Source organism: Achromobacter sp. 2789STDY5608615, from assembly GCF_001298995.1.
GTDB lineage: Bacteria > Pseudomonadota > Gammaproteobacteria > Burkholderiales > Burkholderiaceae_B > Achromobacter > Achromobacter insuavis.
Genome location: NZ_CYTY01000009.1, coordinates 119,416 through 140,903, shown reverse-complemented (window position 1 = coordinate 140,903; position 21,488 = coordinate 119,416). Strand labels below are relative to the sequence as shown.

The window sequence follows — 21,488 nt, the reverse complement described above, 5'->3', positions numbered from 1 at the left end:
GACAGGTCGTCGAACAGATACGGGCTGATGCTCTGGTCGTCGTCGCCCGTCAGCACGCCCTCGGCGCCTTGCGCCAGCGGCAGGCCCTGCGCCTGCCAGGCGCGCGTGCCGCCCAGCAGGTAACTCACCGGACGGCCGCTGCGCCAGGCCAGTTCGGCCGCCGCCACCGCGGCCAGCACGCCGTCGGGCGAGGTCAGCACGATGGGGCGTTGCGTGTCGGTCGGCAGAAACTCCTGCAGGCGATCCGGCGCGGCGTAGCGCGCGCCCGGTACGTGGCCGCGCTCGTAGGCCAGCCGCGACTCGATATCGAACAGTTCGGCGGCGCCGGCATCCAGCGCCGCCCGCAAGGCCTGGGCCCGCAGCGCGGGCGCGTCGGGCCGGTGGCGCAGCACGCGGCGCGGCTCGGCGCCGCGTTCCAGCGGCGCCAGCGCCGGCGGTTGGTACAGATAGACCTCGACCGCGCCCAGCTGCGCCAGCCAGGCGCCGGTGGTCTGCGCGCGCACGCCGTCCCAGTCGACCAGCACCACCCGCGCGCGGCGCGTCGCCAGGTACTCGTCGGTCGCCTGCACCAGTTGGCCGCCCGGCGCCCAGCGCCAGCCCGGCAGGTGGCCGGTCTCGTATTCCTCGCGGGTGCGCACGTCGAACTTGTACAGCGTGCGCGTGCCCTGCTCGGCCTCGAACGCTCGCAAGGTCGCGGCGTCGATATGGCCGATGCCGGCGCGTTCGGCCACGCCGCGCGCCTGCACGCGCGCCGCGGCGGCGCTGTCGGCGGACGGTTCCGGCAAGGCCGCCTGGCGGCCATAGGCCAGCTCGCGGCCGGACAGCAGCCATTCCATGGTGCCGTTGCGCAGCGACGCCACGCGGTTCGGGATGCCGGCGTCGATCAGCGTCTGCGCGCCGACGATGCTGCGCGTGCGGCCGGCACAGTTCACCACCACGAAGGTCTTGGGATCCGGCGCCAGTTCGCGGATGCGGTACACCAGTTCGGCGCCCGGTAGGCTGTGCGAGAACGGCAGCGTGAAGTTGTGGAATTCCTCCGGCGTGCGGCTGTCGACCACCACGATGTCGTCGCCGCGCGCGACGCGCTCGTGCAGGTCGTCGACGTCGATCCAGGGCGTGTGCTTCTCGTGCTCGATGACTTCGCCGAAGGCCTTGCTGGGCACGTTGGTGCCGGAGAACAGCTCGCGCCCTTCCCGCTCCCAGCCGTCGGTGCCGCCGGCCAGCACCGAGATGTCGGTCCAGCCCAGGCGGGTCAGCTTGGCCGCGGCCTGGTGCGCCAGGGTCTCGTCGTCATCCACCAGCACGATGCGCGTGTCGCGGCGCGGCACCAGGCGGTCGGCCAGCACCTCCAGGCGCCACAGCGGCGCGGGCACCGCGTACAGCAGGTGGCGGCGGGCGTAGCGGCCGGCTTCGCGCACGTCGAGCACGGCGATCTCGGCCTCGCCGCGCAGCGCTTCCTGCAACCCGGCGGGCGACAGGCGCGCATGGTAGATCGCGGCCGGCGGCGAAAAGGTGCGGTAGGAACCGCCGGCGGTGCTCTCGAACACCACCCGGCCATGCAGACGGTCGAGCGCCAGGCCGTAGAAATGCAGGTGCGCGCCGGGCTTGCCGTCCACCAGCTCGATGGTGTGCACGTCGCTCGGCCCCAGCACGATCGAGTCGCCCGCGGCCACGTCGACGCGCCGCACGTGGGTCAGCACGTCGCGGCCCGGCTCGGCGCCGGCGCTGCGCGCATAGACTTCGTTGCGCTCGTTGCCCGACACGCCGGCGATGATGGCCCAGGTGGTGTGGTCGTGCGGCGGCTGGGCCTTGCCCGCCTCGCCCAGCGACAGGTACAGCGCGTAGGCGCCGTCGGCGTCCTCGGCCAGGCGGTAGATCGCGGTGGGCCGGCCCGGCACCACTTCAAAAGCCTGCGGCGGAAACAGCTCGGCGCGGCGGCCCAGCGCTTCGAGCAGGCGGGCGACCGGCGCCAGTTGATCGGGCGTGGCGCGCGCGGGGTCCGGCACCAGGGCCTTGACCTGCGCGATGAAGTCGCGCACGGCCCGGGCGCGTTCGGTGTCGTGGCGGAAAGCGGCGGCGGCCGCGTCGGAATGGGTGCTCATGGGATCCGGAATTCCTGGGGTTGAAGAACCGGATCAGCCTACGTCCGCGGCCCGGCGCGGACAACGTAGAAATGCGTCTATGGATATGCGGCGACTGCGCGGCCCGTGACCGGCCTCTGGCCGATCAGGCGGACCGCGCGCGCCGCGGTCAGGCCTCGCCCTTGAGCGCCTGGTCCACCACCGCGCGCGTCAGCGTCGGCACGAACATCTCGATGAAATGGAAGGCGTAGCCGCGCAGCCAGGCGCCGCGGCGGATGGCCAGCCGCGTCAGGTTGATCTCGAACAGATGGCGCGCGTCGATGGCGCACAGGCGCGTGTCGCGCTCGGCGTCCCAGGCCACGGCGGCCACGATGCCCACGCCCAGTTCAAGCTCGACGTAGGTCTTGATGACGTCCGCGTCCATCGCGGTCATGACGATGTCGGGCGTGATGCCGGCGCGCGCGAAGGCTTCGTCGATGTGGGCCCGGCCGGTGTAGCCGCGGCCATAGGTGATGATGGGATAGCGCGACAGCTGCGACAGGCTGATGCCGCCTTCCACCGCGCCCAGCGGATGCCCCTTGGGCACGATGATGCTGTGGCTCCAGCGGTAGCACGGCAGGTTCAGCAGGCCGGGATAGTCGGCCACCGCCTCGGTGGCGACGCCGATGTCGGCCTCGCCTTCGAGCAGCATTTCCGAGACCTGCCGCGGCGAGCCCTGGTGCAGGTGCAGCACCACCTCGGGATAGCGCTGGCGGAACTCCTTGATGACCGGCGGCAAGGCATAGCGCGCCTGCGAATGGGTCGCGGCGATCGACAGCACGCCCTTGCGGCTTTCGGCGTATTCGGCGCCGGCATGACGGATGTTGTCGGCGCACTGCAGGATCTGCTCGACCAGCGGCAGGATCTGCTCGCCCGGCGGCGTCAGGCCGATCAGGCGCTTGCCGGAGCGCACGAAGATGTCGACGCCGACCTCTTCCTCCAGCTCGCGGATCTGGCGGCTGACGCCGGGTTGCGAGGTGTGCAGGCTTTCCGACACGTCGGTCAGGTTGAAATCGCGGCGCACGGTTTCGCGCACGGAACGCAGTTGCTGGAAGTTCATGGAATCGCCGAGGCCTGTGTGAGGGAGCCGAGCACGAGGCCTAGCCGAGAAATGCCAGCTGGTTGCCGCTGGGGTCTTTGACGTACATGACGCGCGGCAAGGCGTCGGGCAGCGAACAGACCGGGTGAAAGCCCGCATCGCGCAGGCGCAGCAGGATGTCGTCGTAGGCGCCGGTGCGGATGGCCAGGTAGTCGGCCCTGACCTCGCGGCTGACCTCGGCCACCGGCGACAGCGACAGGGTCGCGTCGCCCAGCGCGAACAGCAGGCGCCCGTCCGGGACTGGCATTTCATCCAGCCCGAGGGTGCCGCGGTAGAACTCGCGCACGGCGTCCAGCTGCCGCGCCGCGAAGGAAAGCTGTACCGATCCGATCGAAGAAATAGAAGACATGCCCTGCCGCCAACCTTGGAACAAGGCAAATTCTAGACCCCGGGGGTACAACCGGACAAAGAGGTTGTAATTGCTTCTACATAATCAGAATCCCTAAGGAAACGCAGTCATTTGCATATGCGTCAGGCGCTGCGGCGCAGGCCGTCGCGGACCACGCCGAAGGCCCGATCGAGGTCTTCCACCAGGTCCAGCGGATGCTCCAGGCCGATGTGCAGGCGCACCACTTCATGGCCGCCCTGCCACACGCTGTGTTCGGCCAGCCGTTCCGGCGCCGCTTCCAGCGCCAGGCTCTCGTAGCCGCCCCAGGACGCGCCGATGGAGAAATAGCGCAACGCGTCGATGAAGCGCGCCGCGGCGCCCGGCTGGTCCGCCCGCAGCGCGAACGACACCAGGCCGCTGGCGCCGCTGAAATCGCGCCGCCACAGCGCATGGCCGGGATGCTGCGGCAAGGCTGGGTAATAGACCCGCTCGACGTCCGCGTGGCGCGACAGGTATTCCGCCACGCTCAGCGCGTTCTGGTGGTGGCGCGCCAGCCGCACGTCCAGCGTGCGCAGGCCGCGCAGCGTCAGGTAGGCATCGTCCGCGCCCACCGCCAGGCCGAGCGCGTCGTAGGTGGCGCCGACCTGCCGCGCCAGCTCGGGGCTGTCGACCGTGACCACGCCCATCATCACGTCCGAATGGCCGGCCAGGTACTTGGTGGCGGCCTGGATCGAGATGTTGGCGCCCAGCGCCAGCGGCTGATAGTAGAGGCCGCCGCTCCAGGTGTTGTCGGTGGCCACCACCACGCCGCGGCTGCGCGCCTGGGCCGCCAGCGCCGGCAGGTCCAGCACCTCGAACAGCAGCGAACTGGGAGACTCCAGGTACAGCAGCCGCGTGTTGGGGCGGAAGCGTTCGGCCAGATCGTCGCGGCCGGGCGAGAAGTATTCAACCTCGATGCCGTAACGCTGCAGCAGCGCCTTGTCGACGCGCCGCACCGGCGAATAGACGCTGTCCGACACCAGCGCGTGCTCGCCCGGCGCCAGCGTGGCCAGCAGCACCAGCACGATGGCCGACAGGCCGGACGGCGCCAGGACGCTGCGATGGCCCCCTTCCAGCGAGGCCACCGCAGCTTCCAGCGCCTGGTGCGTGTCCAGGCCATGGCGGCCGTAGGTGGCGACGCGTTCGCCAGCGGCGCGCTGCGCGTTCAGCGCCGCGTGCGTGGCGGTGTCGGCAAAGCGCACGGTGCTGGTGCGCACCACCGGCACATTGACCGGGCCGGCGCCCTGCTTCAGGTCGGGACTCCCGGCACGCACCAGCCGGGTCTGCACGTGGGCGTGATCGAGGCTCATGCGCGCTGCTCCTGGCCCGGCTTCATCTGGGTGGCGTTGTAGTTGACGATCTCGCCGGTGGCCAGGTCGATGCCGATGCGGCCCGACAGCGTCTCCAGCGGCTGGCCGTACAGGTGGAAATGCAGGGTCGGCTCATCGCCGGTGACATGGATGCTGTGGATGTCGTCCGGCAGGAACGACACCGACTGCCCCGGCTGCACCACCACTTCGCGCACCTGTTCCAGCGTGGCGCGGCCGGCCTGCGAGCCGTCGTCGCTGCGGCGGTAGACGCGATTCAGTTCCTGGCCCGACAGGGCCACGATCACCGCCCAGGTGGTGTGGTTGTGCGGCAAGGTGGTCTTGCCCGGGTTGATCGAGTTCAGGTAGAGCGCCGGTTCGCCGGCGGCGTCGTCGGGATTGAGGCGGTAGCGGGTCGAGGCGCCCACGCCCTGCCCCGGCGCCGGCGGCGCGAATTCGGCCGCGGGAAACAGCGCGCGCTGTTGCGCCAGTTGTTCCAGGCGCGTGGTGATCCGCGCCAGCAAGTCGCGCGACAGCGGCGCGGCGGCCAGCAGGCCGCGGATGTCGGCCAGGGCGTCCTGCACCTGCTGGCGGCGTTCGAGGGAAACGGAAGATTCGGTGGTCATGTCGGCTCCGGGTTGCGCAAAGCGCGTCACACTGCGAGGCGCAGCGGGTCAAAGGTCAGGTAGGCGTCGATCGGATCGGCCTGGGCGCGCCGCACCGGCGGCTCGGCCGAGGCGCGTTGCAGGAAGGCGCGGGTGCGTTCGCTGTCGGGCCGGCCAAAGATGCGGGCCGGCGGGCCGTGCTCGACGATGCGGCCGGCCTCGGTGAAGTACACCGTGTCGCTCACCTCCTGGGCGAAGCGCATTTCGTGCGTCACCAGCACGCAGGTCAGGCCGTCCTGCACCAGGTCGCGGATCACGGTCAGCACTTCGCCCACCATTTCCGGATCCAGCGCCGAGGTCACTTCGTCGAACAGGATCAGTTCGGGCCGCAGGGCCAGCGCGCGGGCAATGGCCACGCGTTGCTGCTGGCCGCCCGACAGCTCGCCCGGGTAGGCGTTTTCCTTGTGGTCCATGCGCACCTTGGCCAGCAGCTCGCGTGCCAGCGCCTGGGCCTGGGCCCGCGGCTGGCCGTTGACCTTGATGGGCGAAATCACCAGGTTCTCCAGCACGCTCAGGTGCGGGAACAGGTTGTATTGCTGGAATACGAAGCCCACCCGCTTGCGCAGGGCGATCAGCTCGGACTCGGTCTTGAGCGCGTCGACCCGCACGCCGCCGACCTCGATCTCGCCGCGCTGCGGCCGCAGCAGGCCGGTGATGCAGCGCAGGATGGTCGACTTGCCCGAACCCGACGGGCCGATGATGGACACCGCGTTGCCGGGCCGGACCTCGACGTCGATACCCTTGAGCACCTCGGTCTGGCCGAATGCCAGGTGCACGTCCCGCAGGCTCACCAGCGGGGTGTCGGTCGCGGCGTGGCCGCCGCTGTCAGTAATGCGCATAACGTCGTTCCAGATGGCGCGTCCAGCGCGCGATGGGATAGCAATAGGCGAAGAACAGCGCCAATAGCGTGAAATAGACCAGGATGGTGAAGTCGCTGCGCGCCACCGTGTTGCTGGCCACCGTGGCGGTGTCGACCAGGTCGTGCACGCCGACCAGCGAGGCCAGCGAGGTGCTCATGGTGATGCTGGCGTACAGGTTCATCCACGACGGCAGCATGCGCCGCACGCACTGCGGCAGCACGATCATGCGGAAGATCTGCGAGCGCCGGAACGCCAGCGACTGCGCCGCTTCCCATTGCGCCTCGGGGATCGACTGGATCGCCCCGCGGAAGATCTCGGCGACGTTGGCGCTGGCCGGCAGGCCCAGCCCGATCACCACCTTGATCCAGTCGGGAAACGGCAGGTTCCAGCCGCCCAGGTTCAGTTCGAACGGAAACACGTAGGTCGTGAAGTACACCAGCACCAGGATCGGCGCGTTGCGGAACGCCAGCACGTAGATCCGCGTCAAGCGCCGCAACAGGGGCGACGGCGACAGCGACAGCGCGCCCACCACCAGCCCGACGGCCGTGCCCAGCGCCATGGCCAGCACGCTGATCTGCACGTTCATGCCCAGGCCGCGCAGCAACGCCGGCGACCAGTGCCACAGGTGCCGCACCGCGGCCGGCGCGCTGTCGGTCAGGGCCCACGCGACGCCCAGCGAGACCAGCGCCAGCAGCAGCAGCACCCACGGATCGCGCAGCAGCGCCCGCCAGCCGCCGCCCGCGCGATGCGCGGCAGCGCCATTCAATACCAGTTCATTGGCCATAGCCGGGCATCCTCAAGCGCGCTTCCAGCCAGCGTCCGCCCACGCTCACCAGCCAGGTCAGCAGGCCGAAATACAGCAGGATCAGCAGCAACAGTTCCAGCACGTTGTCGCGGTGCGACCAGATCATGATGGACTCGTAGGTCACATCCCCCACCGCGATGGCCGAGGCGATCGCGGTCATCTTCACCAGATCCACCAGGTTGTTGACCAGCGCCGGCAGCGCGAAGCGCAGCGCCAGCGGCAGTTGCACCTGCGTCAGGATCTGGCGGCGCGAGAAGGCCAGCGAGCGCGCGGCCTCCAGCGTCACCGCCGGCACCGCCTCGATACCGGCGCGCAGCGCCTCGGCGTGGAACACGCCCTTGTGCAGCGCCACCACGATCACCACCCACATGAACGGCGTGATCGGGCTGCCGCCGCCCAGCTTCTGCGTGATCAGCATGTTCAGCACCAGGAAGGCGCAATACAGCTGCACCAGCGTCGGCGTGTTGCGGGTCAGTTCGACGAAGGCCTGCAGCGGCCGCGCCAGCCAGCCGCGACCGCTGGTGAGCCCGGCCGCGATCAGCACGCCGAACAGCAGGCTGACGGGGATGGTCCAGGCGCACAGTTGCAGCGTCACCAGCAGGCCGTGGCCGAAGGCGGACAGCTCGCCCGGATCCAGCACGAAGCCGTAATTCAGGCCCAGGGGCTTGAAGAAATGGACCCAGGCCTGCAATGCCTGTTCGATCATGCGGCCGCCTCCAGCGCCGCCGGCCGCAGCGCCGCCACGGCGCGGCCGATGCGCGTCACGGCTTCGGCCAGCTTGGCGTCCGACGCGGCGAACGACAGCCGCAGGTACGGCGACAGGCCGTAGGCCGCGCCGCGCACCACCGCCACCCCTTCGGCTTCGAGCAGCCAGTCGACCACGTCGCCATCGTCGGCGATGACGCCGCCGTCGGGTCGGACCTGGCCGATCAGGCCGGCCACCCCGATCCAGGCGAAGAACGAGCCGCGCGGCGCCGCCACGCGCAGGCCCGGCACCGCGCCCAGGCCGTCGACGATCAGCCGCGCCCGGCGCGCATAGGCCAGCCGCGCGTTCTCGACGAAGTCGTCGGCCACGCCCTGCAGCGCCACCAGCGCGGCGGCCTGGCCCAGCGAACTGGGGCCCGACGACACCTGCGACTGCACCGCCTCCAGCACGCCGATCAGCGCCGCCGGGCCCACGCCCCAGCCGATGCGCCAGCCGGTCATGGCATAGGCCTTGGACACGCCGTTGACCGCCAGCGTGCGTCCGGCCAGGTCCGGCGCGACGCGCAGCAGGTGCGCGGGCGGCTCGTCGAACCAGATCTGCTCGTACATCTCGTCCCACAGCACCAGCACCGACGGGTGCTCGCGCAGCACCGCCGCCAGCGCCGCCAGCTCGGCCTCGCTGTAGACCGCGCCCGACGGATTGCCGGGGGAATTCAGGATCAGCCACTTGGTGCGCGGCGTCAGCGCCTGGCGCAAGCCCTGCGGCGTGAGCTTGAAGCCATCGGCCTCGGCCGTCGGCGCCAGCACCGGCGTGCCGCCGTTGACCCGCACCGAGTCGAGGAAGGTGGGCCAGTACGGCGTCGGCACGATCACCTCGTCGCCCTCGTCCAGCGTGGCGGCCAGGGCCAGGTAGATCACCTGCTTGCCGCCGTTGGAGATGATGACGTGGGCCGCCTCGGTGGGCAGGCCGTGGCGCTGGCGATAGCCATCGGCCACGGCGCGCCGCAGCGCGGCGGTGCCGGCGGTCGGCGTGTACTTGGTCTGGCCTTGCGCCAGCGCCAGCGCGGCGGCGTCCTTGATGGCCTGGGGCGTGTCGAAGTCGGGCTCGCCCGAGGTCAGCACCACGATCGAGCGGCCCTCGGCCGCCAGCCGCGCGGCGCGCGCGCCGGCCGCGGCGATGGGCGACAGTTCGACGCCGCGGGCGCGGCGCGAGAACACGCCGGGAAACAGGGATTCAGTCATGACAGGACCTTTCCGGGATTCATCAGGTTCAGGGGATCGAGCGCCTGCTTGACGCGGCGCATCAGCGCCAGTTCCAGCGGGCTCTTGAAATGGGGCAAGGCGTCGCGCTTAACCTGGCCGATGCCGTGCTCGGCGCTGATCGAGCCGCCCTGCGCATGGGCCTGGGCGTGCACCAGGTCATGGATGCGGGCCTCGTTGGCGAACAGGCGCGCCACCGGGCCGGCGGGGTCGTGCGACACGTTGTAATGCAGGTTGCCGTCGCCCAGATGGCCGAACGCCATCGGCCGCAGGCCCGGGTCGAGCGCGCGCAGCGCTTGCGCGGCGCCCTGCAGGAAGGCCGGAATCCGCGAGACCGGCACCGAGATGTCGTGCTTGACGTTGCCGCCGTCGCGCGCCTGCGCCAGGCCGATGGCCTCGTCGCGCAGCCGCCAGAACGCGGCGGCCTGCTGCAGGCTGTGGGCGATGGCCGCGTCCTCCAGCAAGCCCTCGCCCAGCGCCGCCTCGGCCAGGCGCTGCAAGGCGTCCGCCGCGCCGGCCTCGTTGGCGGAGACCTCCAGCAAGGCGTACCAGGGTTGCGCCAGCGCCGGCAGCGGCTGCGGCTGGTCCGGCACGTGGCGCGCCACCAGTTCCAGCACCGGCCGGCCGATCAGTTCGAACGCCGTCAGCTGCGCGCCCAGGCGCCGCCGCGCCAGCGACAGGAACCCCAGCGCCGCCTCGATCGACGGCAGCCCGGCCAGGGCGCTGCCCTGCTCGGCCGGCTTGGGATACAGCTTGAGCGTGGCCGCGGTGATCACGCCGAGCGTGCCCTCGCTGCCGATGTACAGGTCCCGCAGCGAATAGCCGGTGTTGTCCTTGCGCAGGCCGCGCAGGCCGTTCCAGACTTCGCCTTCGGCCGTCACCACCTCCAGCCCCAGCGTCAGCTCGCGCGCATTGCCGTAGCGCAGCACCTGCGTGCCGCCGGCGTTGGTGGCGAGATTGCCGCCAATGGTGCAGCTGCCTTCGGACCCCAGGCTCAGCGGGAACAGGCGGCCGGCCTGGCTGGCGGCCTCCTGCACCTGCGCCAGCACACAGCCGGCCTGCACCGTGATGGTGTCGTTGTCGGTATCGATGCCCAGCACCCGGTTCAGGCGGCCCAGCGACAGCACCACGGCCTGGCCGCTGGCGTCCGGCGTGGCGCCGCCCATCAGCCCGGTATTGCCGCCTTGCGGCACCACCGGCACCCGCGCGGCGCGGCACAGGCGCAATACCGCCGCCACGCCCTCGGCGTCGGCCGGACGCGCCACCGCCAACGCCTGTCCGTGCAGCACGCGGCGCTGGTCGGTCAGGAACGGCGCCGCGTCCGCGCCGGTCGCGACCCAGTCCGCGCCCAGCCGCGCGCGCAGCGCGGCCAGCAGCGTGTCCTCGGCGGCCGTCGTCATGGCTTGGCCTGGGCCTCGGACGGCGCGCTATCGAACTTGCCGGCCTGCGCGTCGGCGTTGGCCTGCCGCAGGTAATCGGCCGGCACGCCGAACCTGTCGGCCTCTTTCACCAACAGGCCGGACTTGTGCCAGTCGCGGATCACACCATCGACGAAGGCGCGCGTATCGGCCTCGTTGCGACGGGTCCAGATCACCGTGGGCGACGGGATCAACTGGTCCGGGGTGGCCAGCTCGAAGCCTTCCCATTCCTTGCCATTGGGCCCGTGCAGCGTCTCGTACAGCGCCGGCTGGATGTGCACCGAGGCGTCGCAGCTGCCGCCCTTGAGCGCCAGCAGCGATTCCGGGATATTGCGCAGGCCCTTGACCACCGCGCCGTAGGTGTCCTGCAGCGGCTTGGCGAAATTGCTGCCTTGCGACACGCAGGCCACCCTGCCCTTCAGGTCCTCCCAGCGCTTGATGCCGCTGCGCTTGGACACCATGGCCGCGCCGCCGACCAGGTTGTAGGGCGTCGGCGCGTAGCTCAGGATCTCGCTGCGTTCCTGGGTCCACTGGATGTTGGCGATCAGCAGATCGACCTTGCCGGCCTGCAGGAACTGCACGCGGGTCGCGGCCGTCACCGGCACCGTCTCCAGCGTCACGCCCAGGCGCCGGGCGATATCGCCGCCCAGCTCGGTCTGGAAGCCGCCCACCTTGCCGGTGGCCGGATCGAGCAGGCCGAACGGCGGGCTGGCGCCGTCCACGCCCACCACCAGCTTGCCGCGCTGCTTGACGCGGTCCAGGGTGGCGTCGGCGTGCGCCGCCGTCGCCAGGGCCGCCAGCGCCAGCGCGGCGCCCCACTTGATTGCTTGTCTATTCATCGGTCTTTTCCAACACGGGCGGGCGCGAGGCTCAGCTGCCCTGCTTGTACTTGTCGTGCAGTTCCTGCAGCAGCGGCTGCGGCGGCTGGATGTCCAGGCGCTTCTCGGTGGCGATCAGCCAGCCGCTGCGGTGCCAGCCCTGGATCACCTTGTCGACGGCGGCGATGGTGTCGGCCTCGCCCTTGCGGGTCCAGACCACCGAATTGGCCGGCAGCACTTCCGTGGCGATGGGCGCGTGATAGTCGGCCCATTCGGGATTGGTGCGCAGCAGCGGATGGATCAGGGTCGAATCGTGCACCGCGGCCACGCACTGGCCGCCGCGCAGCGCCAGCAGCGAGTCCGAAGAACTCTTGTAGCCCTTGACCACCGCGCCGTAGTCGGCCTGCAGGGGCCGCGCGAAGCTGCTGCCCTGCGACACGCAGACCGGCTTGCCGCGCAGGTCTTCCCACTTGGCGATGCCGCTGTCCTTGCGGGTGGCGGCCGCGCCGCCCACGCGGAAGAACGGTGTCGGCGCGTAGCCGAGGATCTCGGCGCGTTCGGGGTTCAGCTCCATTGACGCGATCAGCAGGTCGACCTTGCCCGAGATCAGGAACTGCGTGCGGGTGGCGGTCTGCACCTGCACCAGCTCGGCCTTCACGCCCAGGCCCTTGGCCAGTTCACGCGCCAGGTCGGGATTCCAGCCGACCAGTTGCTGCGTGGCCGGGTCGATCGAGCCGAACACGCCGCCGTTGGCCAGCACGCCGATGGTGACGGTGCCGCGTTCCTTGATCTTGTCCAGCGTGGCATCGGCATGGGCGCCGGCGGCGCCGGCCGCCAGGGCCAGCGCGACGGCCGCCTGCAGGATACGGCCGGAGATATTGCGAGTCTTCATGTTGTTGTGTCGTAGGCATTGAACGGAGTTCTATGCTGCGGTCCGGCGCCGCACAACACAAAGAAGACTTTCAGATATGAATATGAAACCGCTGTTGCGGCGCGCCTACTGGAGCTTGACGTCGGCGGTGGCGATCACGCGCCGATAGGTGGCGATGTCGTCGCGCACGGTCTGGTCCACGGCTTCCGGCGTGCTGGCGGCGATGGCGAAGCCCAGGTTCTCCAGCAGCGTGGCGGTCTCCGGTTCGCGCAGCACCGCCACCACATCGCGATGGATGCGCTCGACCAACGCCGGCGGGGTCGAGGCCGGCACCACGAAGCCTTGCCAGCTCTCGACCGCGTAATCGGCCAGGCCCGCCTCCTGCATGGTCGGCACCTCAGGCAGCGCCTTCGAGCGGTACGGCGTGGTCACCGCCAGCGCCACCAGCTTGCCCGAGCGCACGTTCTCGGTGGCCGCGGCCAGCGTGATCAGCATGGCATCCACGTGGCCGCCCAGGACGTCGAGCGTGGCCGGGCCGCCGCCTGGATAGGGAATCTGGTTGGTCTTGGCGCCGATGCGCTCGTTGAGCAGTTCCACCGCCAGGTGCTGCAGGCTGCCGTTGCCGCCGGGCAGCGCCAGCGAGATCTCGCCGGGCCGGCTGCGCACCAGCGCCACGAATTCCTGGAAGGTCTTCACGCCCAGGCCCGGGCGCACCACCAGCAGCTGCGGATTCACCACCGCCTTGGTCACGCCGCGCAGGTCGCGCAACGGGTCGTACAGCGGCTTGCCGGGTTGCAGCGCGTTCAGCGACAAGGCATCGCCGCCCAGCAGCAGCGTGTAGCCGTCGCCGCGCGCATGCGCCACCGCGGCATTGCCGATGGCGCTGCTGGCGCCCGGCTGGTTCTCCACCACCACGCTCTGCCCCCACTTCTCGCTCAGTTTCTGCGCCACGGTGCGCGCCAGCTTGTCGGCGCTGCCGCCGGCCGCGATCGGCACGATCAGCTTGACCGGCCGGCTCGGATAGCGCGTGGCGTCGTCCGTGGCGGCCGGCGCGGCGCCGGTCATGTTGCTCAACAGGCCCGCGCCCACCACCACGCCACCGGCCAGGCCGAGCGCGGCCTTCAAGAGGGACCTGCGTCGATTGCCCATCATCCTGCTCCCTGCGGAAATTCCAAGCAAGCCAGGATAGGAGCGCGCCGTGCGCCGGACAAATACCGATACGCAATGTGGAAATGCTGGGGCAGCCCTATGCTGGGGCAGCCGTACGCTGCGGCGGTTACGCCAGGAACGCCAGCATGCGCCGCGCCAGTTCGCGCGGCTGCTCTTCCGGCAGATAGTGGCCGCAATCGGCCAGCACCCCGCCGCGCAAGTCGCGCGCCAGCGGCCCCAGCGCCTGGTGCAGGTCGGGCGCGCTGCCGTGCTCGCCGCCCAGCGCCAGCACCGGCAGCGTCAACGGCGTCTCGCGCAGCGCCCGGTTCTGCTCGGCCGACTGGTGCGCCGCGCGGTAATAGCCGAGCATGCCGCGCAAGCCGCCCAGCGTCTGGTAGACCCGCTCGTACTCATCCAGGTCGGCGCGGCTGAACACGCCCGGCTTGTTGGCGGTCTTGCGGCTGAAGAACCACTCGATCAGCACCCGCTCGCGGCCCCGCAGCAGCGCTTCGGGCAGGTCCGGCACGGTATTGAAGAGGAAATGCCAGCGCTTCCAGTTGTCCGGTCCCAGCTCGAAGCTGGCGGGCAGCGTCACGCCAGGGATATTGGCGTCCAGCAGCGCCAGCCGCTCGACCTCGTCGGCGTGGCGCGCCGCGTAGGGATAGGCGATCCAGGCGCCGATGTCGTGCCCGGCCAGCGCGTAGCGCGTCAGCCCCAGCGTGTGGAACAGCGCCCGCAGGCGCTCGCCCGCCGTGCGGGTGTCGTAGCCGTCCAGCGGCTTGTCCGAGTCGCCCTGCCCGGGCAGGTCTACCGCATAGAGGCGGAAATGCGGCGCCAGCAGCGGCATGACCCGGCGCCACGCGTACCAGCTCTGCGGAAACCCCGCCAGCAGGATCAGCGCCGGCCCGGCGCCGCCTTCCACCACGTGATAGCCCAGGCCGTCCACCCGCGCCTGCCGGTGGAGGAACGGCACGCCGTCCAGCGCGAAGGCGTCGGCGTCCTTGAAAGTATCCATCGTCCGTCTCCGTTCAATGCAGCGCGCCGCCGCCTTCCTTGACGTCCGCCGTGACCGCCAGCGAGGTCGCCACCATCACCTTCACGCCCTCGATCAGCGTCTCCAGCGCCAGGCTGGGCTGGCCGGGGTGATGGGCCGCCATCTCCGGCAGGTACGGCACGTGCACGAAGCCGCCGCGCAACGCCGGGCGCTCGGTGGCGATGTAGTGCGACAGGCCGTAGAAGATGGTGTTGCAGTTGTAGGTGCCCGCCGTCGACGACACCGACGCCGGCACGCCCGCGCGCCGCAGGTCGCGCACGATGGCCTTGATCGGCAGGGTCGAGAAATAGGCCGCCGGGCCGCCCGCCACCACCGGTTCGTCGATCGGCTGGCGGCCTTCGTTGTCGGGGATGCGCGCGTCCACCACGTTGATTGCGACGCGCTCGATCGACACGTCGCCGCGACCGCCGGCCTGGCCCAGGCAGATCACCAGATCCGGTTGCGTGTCCTCGATGGCCTGGCGCAGCACGCCCACCACCTTGCCGATCACGCACGGCAGCTGGCGCGCCACCAGGGTGGCGCCGGCCACTTGCGCGCCATCCAGCCGCCGCGCGGCTTCCCAAGAAGGGTTGAGGGTTTCGCCATCGAACGGTTCGATGCCGGTAATCAGTACGGTCGTCATTGCGCAGTCCTTCGATTCAATTGCTGCCAGCCATGGTAGGACCGCGCCATGGAATTGTTGAAATCCATAATCGCTATTCGTATTATTGATGGCATGAATCTTTCCGCCGTCGACCTGAACCTGCTGGTCGCCTTCGAGGCGCTCTACGACACCCGCAACGTGACCCTGGCCGGCCAGCGCATCAACCGCGCCCAGCCCTCGGTCAGCAGCGCGCTGGGCCGCCTGCGCCTGCTGTTCCAGGACGAGCTGTTCCTGCGCACCGCCGACGGCATGCAGCCCACGCCCAAGGCCGCCGCGCTGATGCCGGCCGTGAGCGCGGCGCTGGACCAGATCCGCCAGGCGCTGACGCAAGGCGCCAGCTTCGATCCCCAGGCCGCCGCCGGCCGCCGCTTCACCGTGGCGGCCAGCGACTACGCCGACGTGGTGATCGTGCCGCACATCGTCGCGGCGCTGCGGCGCGACGCCCCCGGCATCGACCTGCGCATCGCGCGGCTCGACCGCGCCGCCCTTTACGAGCAGCTGGACAACGGCAGCGTCGACCTGGCCATCGGCGGCCACCTGGCGCCGCCCAAGCGCATGCTGCGCGAACGCCTGTACCAGGAGCATTTCGTCTGCATCGCCGACAGGCATCATCCGGCGCTGCGCGGCCGCAAGCTCGACCTGGCGCGCTACGTGGCGCTGCCGCACGCCCTGTTCACGCCCAGCGACGACGGCTCGGCCCGCGGCGTGGTGGACGCCAGCCTGGCGCGGCTGGGCCAACGGCGCCGGGTGGCCTGCACCTTCGCCCACATCGTCGCGCTGCCGCACGCCGTGCAGGGCACCGACCTGGTCGCCACGCTGGCGCGGCGCGCCGCGTTGCGGCTGGCCGGCCCCGGCCTGACGCTGCGGCCGCTGCCGCCGGAGGTCGACCCCGGCCCCTTCGATATCGACATGGTGTGCAGCCGGCGCGCGCCCGGCGACGCGGCGCTGGCATGGCTGCAGCAGGTGGTCCGCGACGCCGCCGCGCGGCTGGCCGATTGACCGGGCGCCCATGAAAAAAGCCGGCCCCCCTGTACGGGCGCCGGCTTGCCGTGCCGGGCGGCGCGCGGCCGCCTCATGGCGATCTCAATTGGCCTTTTCGTCCTCGCCGGCATAGCCGCTGATGTAGGGACGGCCCGAGCAGCGCACCATCGCCACGCAATTGGGCAGGCCGCTCTTGGCGCTGCAGGTGTTGCGCGCCGCATCGCGCGCCGCCTTCGGGTCGGGATCGAGCGCGGTGTAGCTGGTGCCGCGCCCCTTCACGCCCTTGGCCCAGGCCAGGCCGACGCAGCTGTCGCGGTAGGTCAGGACCTTGGTGCAGCCGATGCAGTCCTCCCATTCCAGCAGCTTGTTGATGGCGTCCTTCTCGTTGGGGTAGCCATCCGAATAGGTCAGGTCGCCCGTGTTCATCTCGGCGACGGCGCCCCAGTACTCGCGATCGTTGAGCTTGGCGGACAGGGCCTCCAGCTCGGCCGGCGTGGCCTTCCTGGCCGCCTCCACGTCCTGCGCGCTGTAACCCGGCCCCACGCACAGCGGCATCGTGGTCAGCCAGCATTTGCCGTCGGGGCTGCCGGCGGTGCAGCGGCGGACCGCCTTCTTGGCCGCCATTTCCGGCGACACGCTGTTGCCGGGGAACAGGTCGTTCGAGGTATTGCGGGCGTAGGTCATGCAGCTGTCCGAAAACCAGCTCAGCGATTTGCAGTCCTTGCCGCCGCCCTTGCGGCAGGCCGCCAGCGCCGCCGATTCGGCCGCCTTTTCCGAATCCTCGGGCAGCGCCCAATAGATCTTGGCGTGTTTGCCATCCGTCGCGATGCCGCCGTACAGCTTGTCGGCATGCGCCTGTGGCGCGAACAGGCCCGCCATCAACGCCAGCGCGCCGAGCGCCGCGCGGATAATCGGAGAAAATCGGGCAAATATCATCGTTCGGGTTCCGGATCGGGTGGATTCAGCGGCCACGATCTTAGCAAGCGGTTTACCCGCTCCGTCCCCTCTGCCAAGGCGGCGCGGGCATATTGAGTAACAAATTTCACCATTGGCGCAAGGAAGCTGGCCCCGTTTTCCGGTAAAAATGGCGGACATTTCGTAAGCAGGCTGTCAGTCTGCAATCACTCTCCCGTCACAAGCCCTGCCGACCCGGCCTGTCACGAAGAGACACAAAACGCCTGGCGCCCGGCCGCGATCACCGCCGCCGCGTCCGGCCGCCACGGAGCACCGACCGCACGCCATGACGTTCCCCCTGCCCCTTTCCGCCCGCCGCCCGCCGCTGCGCCTGGCCGCCAGCCTGATCGCCGCCGCCAGCCTGGCCGGCTGCGCGCCGATGCCCAGCGGCGGCAGTTCGTCGCTGCCGTCGCTGAGCCGGGTCTTCTCGGAAGGCCTGTCGTTCTCCCCCAGCGTCAACGTCGCCCGCAACATGCAGGGCCGCTCGATCAACGACGCCATCGCGGCGCTGGGCGAGCCTTCCAAGAAGCGCGCGATCGGCAACACCATGGAGCTGGAGTGGTCCGACTACCAGTCCGCGCCCTACCAGGAATGGGTCACGACCGGCACCAGCCAGCAGGTGGTCGGCATGATCCCGGCCACCAACACGACCGCGGCAACGCCGGTGTTTCAGCAAAGCAGCAGCGGTTACTACCAGGGCCGCACCCGCATTTATGAATGCAAGGTGCTGATGCGCATGAAGGACAGCGTCATCGTCGATTCCACCGTCGACGGCAACGTCTGCCCGGAATTCATCGCCGCGCTGCGTAAATGGGCCGGTGAAAATGAAGCGAAGAATTATGTCGTGAAATAAGGCGCGAGGCGGCGCGAGAGATGCGCCGCCCGCACGGGCCGATAATCGCGGCGCTCGGTATTTATTTTGTCGACATTATTTTGGAAATCACTTCCAAAGCTGTCATTTAACTGAATATAAATAACCTCAAAAACGCAAAAATAAATAACGTCGGCCGATTAATTTTCCGCCGCGCCTGCCGTTAGTCATGGTGATACTCCCCGGCAAGCCTCATGGGCAGCTGTTGCCCGCCAGGAATACCACTGACATGACCACGATCTCCAGCTACACCCCGCCGCTCGTCATCGCCCCGCAGGCGCCGGCGACCGGGGTGTCCCGCGTCACCACCGTCAACCGCAGTCCCGACATCCCCGCGTCCACTTCGGTGACGCTGGGCCAGCCGGCCAACGTGCTGACCTATTCGCCCGAATCCGTCGCCGCTGGCCAGGTGCAGGAACCCGACGCCCTGTCCTCGCTGATGTCCGACAACGTCCGCGCCTCGTCGCTGACCGGCCAGTTCAAGGGCCTGGCCGCGGCCCTGCTTGGCCGCATGCAGAACGATGGCGGCAATTACTCGCTGTCGATCCCGTCGGCCCGCGCCGCCGCGCCGGTGGACGGCGTCGCCGCGCCCAAGGGTCCGGCCGTGGCCGACAATTCGGTCGCGTTGCGCATCACCACCGCCAGCGGCGCCAAGGTCACGGTAACGCTCGAAAGCAATGAAAAGGGCCTGGGCGTGCAGATCGACGTGGGCGACGCCAAGCTCACCGAAGAAGAACGCACCGCCATCGCCGGCCTGTCCAAGTCGTTCCAGGACGCCGTCGACGGCCTGACCTCGGTGCCGCCCAAGCTGGCGCTGGGCGCGCTGGCCAAGTTCAACACCAGCGTGCTGTCGTCGGTGTCTCTGGAAGCCACGGTCGGCGCCGAGGGCCCCGATCGCGTCAGCTTCAATTTCCAGGCCGATGCGGGCCAACGCTCGCTGACGGTCAAGACCGTGGCCGGCTCGGCCCAGATCAACGTCGACGCCAGCAAGCCCAGCCAGTTCGGCAGCAGCCAGCAGCAGACGACCGCCATCAACAATTACCTGACCAAGTTCGACAGCGCCCAGACGCGCGGCGAAGGCGATGCCACGCTGATGGCCCTGTTCAAGTCCGGTTTCGCGGACCTGCACAAGAGCTACGGCGACTGGGCGCCGGAAGCCAAGACCACGACGCGCCTGGGCATGCCGGCCGAAGTGCATCGCACCATGCTGTCCGGCCTGGCCGACTTCTCCGCCTCGATCAATCAGGCGCCGGTCGCGTCCAATCCGCTGCAGGCGCGTGAGCTCGACACCTTCTCGTACGAGACCTCGCAGAACACCAGCTCCAGCGGCCGCCCGCAACTCGACCTGGCGATCACGCAACAGCAGCAGTCGTCGCTGAACGCCAGCTTCCACCGCGCGCTCACGCCCGATCAGAAGCTGAACCTGACCACGGATCCCGAGTCGCAGAACTACGCGTTCTACCAGATCCGCGACGACTACAGCAACCGCACCGACATCGCCTACGAAGACGGCGAACTGGCCAAGGCCTCGTTCACCGAGTCCAGCACGATGTCCACCCTGGTGACCAAGTTCATCAAGGGCAAGCTGGTCGACCAGAGCAGCATCACGCCCACGACCCAGACCCGCACCCAGGACCTGATGGGCCTGCTGCGCGCGGCCGATCTGACCAGCCACCGCGAAGACACCCGCACCCCGCGCGATCAGGTCGAGGCCGCCCTGATCCGCAAGCAGGAAGACCTGGCGCAAGCCGTGGCCCGCCTGCGCGGCTGATACGACGAGGCACGCAAAACGGGGCAGGCCCGGCGATCCCGCCGGCCTGCCCCGTCGCTTTTCTTGCCCCGCCGCCAGGGGCGGCTAGGCGTCCTGCGGCAGTTTCGCGATCACCTTGATCTCGAAATCGAAGCCGTACAGCCAGGTCACGCCCACCGCCGTCAGCGTCGGATGCGGCGCCTGGCCCCAGTATTCCGGCACCACCTGCCAGATGGTCTCGAAGCGGGACGCCGGATCCACCATGAACACCGTCACGTCGATCACATCCTCGAAGCTGGCGCCGGCCGCCTTCAGGATCGCGTTCAGATTGTCGAACGCCTGCCGCACCTGCGCCTGCAGGTCGGGTTCGGGCGAGCCGTCCTCGCGGCTGCCCACCTGGCCCGACACGAACAGAAAGCCATTGGACCGCACCGCGGGCGAATAGCGGTTGCGTTCATACAGCGCCTGGCGCCCGGCCGGAAAAACCACATCACGCGTTGCCATACTCATTCTCCTGTCTCGGGCCTCGGCCCGTATTGATGATGCAGGCACTGTACGGACGGCGCCGCCGCCGATAAATGGGCAAGCTTGTCCATCACTGTTTGTAAAATGCAAACAATCCCCTGATCCTGGAGTGGCGATGGACCGTTTCGACGCAATGCAGGCCTTCGCCCGCGTGGTGGAAACCGGCAGCTTCACCAAAGCGGCCGACACGCTGCACATGAGCAAGACCAGCGTCACCCAGCTGGTGCAGCAGCTCGAGGCGCGGTTGCGCGTGCGGCTGCTCAACCGCACCACCCGCAAGGTCAACGTCACCGCCGACGGCGCGGTCTACTACGAGCGCGTGCTGCGGCTGCTGGCCGACATGGACGACGCCGAAACCAGCCTGTCCGTCGCCGCGGCCGTGCCGCGCGGCCGCCTGCGGGTCGACGTGCCCAGCCCGCTGGCGCGCATGATCCTGGTGCCCGCCCTGCCCGCCTTCCACGCGCGCTACCCGGATATCCAGCTGGATATGGGCGTGAGCGACCGCATCGTCGACGTGATCGGCGAGAACGTCGACTGCGTGGTGCGCGGCGGCGAGCTGACCGACCAATCACTGATGGCGCGACGCGTCGGCGACCTGCAATTGCGCGTCTATGCCGCGCCCGCCTACCTGCAGCGGGCCGGCGCGCCCGATCATCCGCGCGACCTCGAGGACAGCCATCACCGCATCGTCGGCTTCCTCTGGTCGCGCAGCGGCAAGCCCCTGCCCTACGCCATGCGGCGCGGCGACGAGCGCGTCCACGCGCACGGCCGTTACGTGGTCGCGGTGGATGACGGCAACGCCTATCTGGCGGCGGGCCTGGCGGGCATGGGCGTGCTGTGGCTGCCCGACTACATGGCGCGCGAGCATGCGGCGCGCGGCGAACTCACGCCGCTGTTCGAGGACTGGCAACTGGACCCGATGCCGCTCTACATCGCCTTCCCGCCCAACCGCCACGTCAGCGCCAAGCTGCGGGTGTTCATCGACTGGGTGGCGGAACTGATGGCGCTGCATGCACCGCCCGAATTCACTCGCATACACCCGCCACCTACAATACGGCAATCGAAGAGGCCTTGAGCCTGAACCAAGGATGTGCATGACTACCGCAACCCCCCGCGCTACGAGGCCACACCGATGAGCGAATGGAGCGAGATCAAGGCGCGCTTCAAGCGCCCGCTAAGTGCGCTGTTCCTCTGCCTGATGCTACTGATTTTGTCCCGCGATCTCTTCGACGCCGCGAACAAGGCGTACCTGCCCCCGATCCCGCC

General features: G+C 69.5%; 21 protein-coding genes. 4 read left to right on the top strand and 17 right to left on the bottom strand.

The genetic code is table 11. The features are described from left to right. From AOZ49_RS10335 to pcp, 15 genes are all read right to left on the bottom strand, one after another. A partial coding sequence (locus tag AOZ49_RS10335; protein WP_054475167.1) for a rhodanese-like domain-containing protein occupies positions 1-2,102 on the bottom strand: 2,102 nt, incomplete at its 3' end. A gap of 148 nt (positions 2,103-2,250) precedes the next feature. After that, a complete protein-coding gene (locus AOZ49_RS10330) occupies positions 2,251-3,180 on the bottom strand; it encodes a CysB family HTH-type transcriptional regulator (RefSeq protein WP_054475099.1) in 930 nt (309 codons plus the stop codon). A 40-nt stretch (positions 3,181-3,220) separates the two neighbouring features. Beyond that, positions 3,221-3,568: a VOC family protein gene (locus tag AOZ49_RS10325; protein WP_054430684.1), complete on the bottom strand. Its 348-nt coding sequence runs from the start codon at positions 3,566-3,568 to the stop codon at positions 3,221-3,223. 122 nt (positions 3,569-3,690) lie between these two features. Beyond that, the gene (gene metC / locus AOZ49_RS10320) at positions 3,691-4,896 is read right to left on the bottom strand and encodes a cystathionine beta-lyase (RefSeq protein ID WP_054475097.1); all 1,206 of its coding nucleotides are present in this window, start codon (positions 4,894-4,896) and stop codon (positions 3,691-3,693) included. Next, complete coding sequence (locus AOZ49_RS10315) at positions 4,893-5,519, bottom strand: cysteine dioxygenase family protein (RefSeq protein ID WP_054430546.1); 627 nt, start codon at positions 5,517-5,519, stop codon at positions 4,893-4,895. The genes metC and AOZ49_RS10315 overlap by 4 nt, the downstream gene beginning before the upstream one ends. A 26-nt stretch (positions 5,520-5,545) precedes the next feature. Further along, complete coding sequence (locus tag AOZ49_RS10310; protein WP_054416963.1) at positions 5,546-6,397, bottom strand: amino acid ABC transporter ATP-binding protein; 852 nt, start codon at positions 6,395-6,397, stop codon at positions 5,546-5,548. Next, on the bottom strand, positions 6,384-7,202 hold the full coding sequence (locus tag AOZ49_RS10305; protein ID WP_054475095.1) for an amino acid ABC transporter permease: 819 nt from the start codon (positions 7,200-7,202) through the stop codon (positions 6,384-6,386). Before AOZ49_RS10305 ends, AOZ49_RS10310 begins: the two co-directional genes overlap by 14 nt. Continuing rightward, on the bottom strand, positions 7,192-7,929 hold the full coding sequence (locus tag AOZ49_RS10300) for an amino acid ABC transporter permease (RefSeq protein ID WP_054430549.1): 738 nt from the start codon (positions 7,927-7,929) through the stop codon (positions 7,192-7,194). The genes AOZ49_RS10305 and AOZ49_RS10300 overlap by 11 nt, the downstream gene beginning before the upstream one ends. Continuing rightward, positions 7,926-9,170, bottom strand: coding sequence for an aminotransferase class I/II-fold pyridoxal phosphate-dependent enzyme (locus AOZ49_RS10295; protein WP_054475093.1), 1,245 nt, complete (start codon positions 9,168-9,170; stop codon positions 7,926-7,928). Before AOZ49_RS10295 ends, AOZ49_RS10300 begins: the two co-directional genes overlap by 4 nt. Then, positions 9,167-10,588 carry an FAD-binding oxidoreductase gene (locus AOZ49_RS10290; RefSeq protein ID WP_054430551.1) on the bottom strand — a complete coding sequence of 474 codons (1,422 nt, stop codon included), beginning with the start codon at positions 10,586-10,588 and terminating at the stop codon, positions 9,167-9,169. Before AOZ49_RS10290 ends, AOZ49_RS10295 begins: the two co-directional genes overlap by 4 nt. Next, positions 10,585-11,445 carry a transporter substrate-binding domain-containing protein gene (locus tag AOZ49_RS10285; protein ID WP_054475091.1) on the bottom strand — a complete coding sequence of 287 codons (861 nt, stop codon included), beginning with the start codon at positions 11,443-11,445 and terminating at the stop codon, positions 10,585-10,587. Before AOZ49_RS10285 ends, AOZ49_RS10290 begins: the two co-directional genes overlap by 4 nt. 31 nt (positions 11,446-11,476) lie before the next feature. Then, positions 11,477-12,316: a transporter substrate-binding domain-containing protein gene (locus AOZ49_RS10280; protein WP_054430553.1), complete on the bottom strand. Its 840-nt coding sequence runs from the start codon at positions 12,314-12,316 to the stop codon at positions 11,477-11,479. 105 nt (positions 12,317-12,421) lie between these two features. Beyond that, positions 12,422-13,447, bottom strand: a complete 1,026-nt coding sequence (locus AOZ49_RS10275; RefSeq protein ID WP_082380386.1) for a Bug family tripartite tricarboxylate transporter substrate binding protein — start codon at positions 13,445-13,447, stop codon at positions 12,422-12,424. Between the two features lie 124 nt (positions 13,448-13,571). Next, complete coding sequence (locus AOZ49_RS10270) at positions 13,572-14,459, bottom strand: alpha/beta fold hydrolase (RefSeq protein ID WP_054475088.1); 888 nt, start codon at positions 14,457-14,459, stop codon at positions 13,572-13,574. Positions 14,460-14,472: 13 nt separating this feature from the next. Further along, the gene (gene pcp / locus AOZ49_RS10265) at positions 14,473-15,120 is read right to left on the bottom strand and encodes a pyroglutamyl-peptidase I (protein ID WP_054430555.1); all 648 of its coding nucleotides are present in this window, start codon (positions 15,118-15,120) and stop codon (positions 14,473-14,475) included. A gap of 93 nt (positions 15,121-15,213) precedes the next feature. Here pcp and AOZ49_RS10260 point away from each other — a divergent pair, with 93 nt between their 5' ends. After that, on the top strand, positions 15,214-16,140 hold the full coding sequence (locus AOZ49_RS10260) for a LysR family transcriptional regulator (RefSeq protein WP_054475086.1): 927 nt from the start codon (positions 15,214-15,216) through the stop codon (positions 16,138-16,140). Positions 16,141-16,224: 84 nt separating this feature from the next. Here the strand turns inward: AOZ49_RS10260 and AOZ49_RS10255 are convergent, their stop codons facing one another. Next, complete coding sequence (locus AOZ49_RS10255; RefSeq protein ID WP_054430557.1) at positions 16,225-17,058, bottom strand: DUF4189 domain-containing protein; 834 nt, start codon at positions 17,056-17,058, stop codon at positions 16,225-16,227. A 304-nt stretch (positions 17,059-17,362) separates the two neighbouring features. Here AOZ49_RS10255 and AOZ49_RS10250 point away from each other — a divergent pair, with 304 nt between their 5' ends. Both AOZ49_RS10250 and AOZ49_RS10245 read left to right on the top strand, forming a co-directional pair. Continuing rightward, positions 17,363-17,929, top strand: a complete 567-nt coding sequence (locus AOZ49_RS10250) for a hypothetical protein (RefSeq protein WP_054430558.1) — start codon at positions 17,363-17,365, stop codon at positions 17,927-17,929. Positions 17,930-18,176: 247 nt separating this feature from the next. Next, positions 18,177-19,718, top strand: a complete 1,542-nt coding sequence (locus AOZ49_RS10245; RefSeq protein WP_054430559.1) for a hypothetical protein — start codon at positions 18,177-18,179, stop codon at positions 19,716-19,718. A gap of 84 nt (positions 19,719-19,802) precedes the next feature. Here the strand turns inward: AOZ49_RS10245 and AOZ49_RS10240 are convergent, their stop codons facing one another. Continuing rightward, a complete protein-coding gene (locus tag AOZ49_RS10240; RefSeq protein WP_054430560.1) occupies positions 19,803-20,201 on the bottom strand; it encodes a RidA family protein in 399 nt (132 codons plus the stop codon). Between the two features lie 136 nt (positions 20,202-20,337). Between AOZ49_RS10240 and AOZ49_RS10235 the strand changes: the two genes are divergently transcribed. Next, positions 20,338-21,297 (top strand): LysR family transcriptional regulator, encoded by a 960-nt coding sequence (locus AOZ49_RS10235; protein WP_054475085.1) that lies wholly within the window; start codon positions 20,338-20,340, stop codon positions 21,295-21,297. The last annotated feature ends 191 nt before the right edge of the window (positions 21,298-21,488 follow it).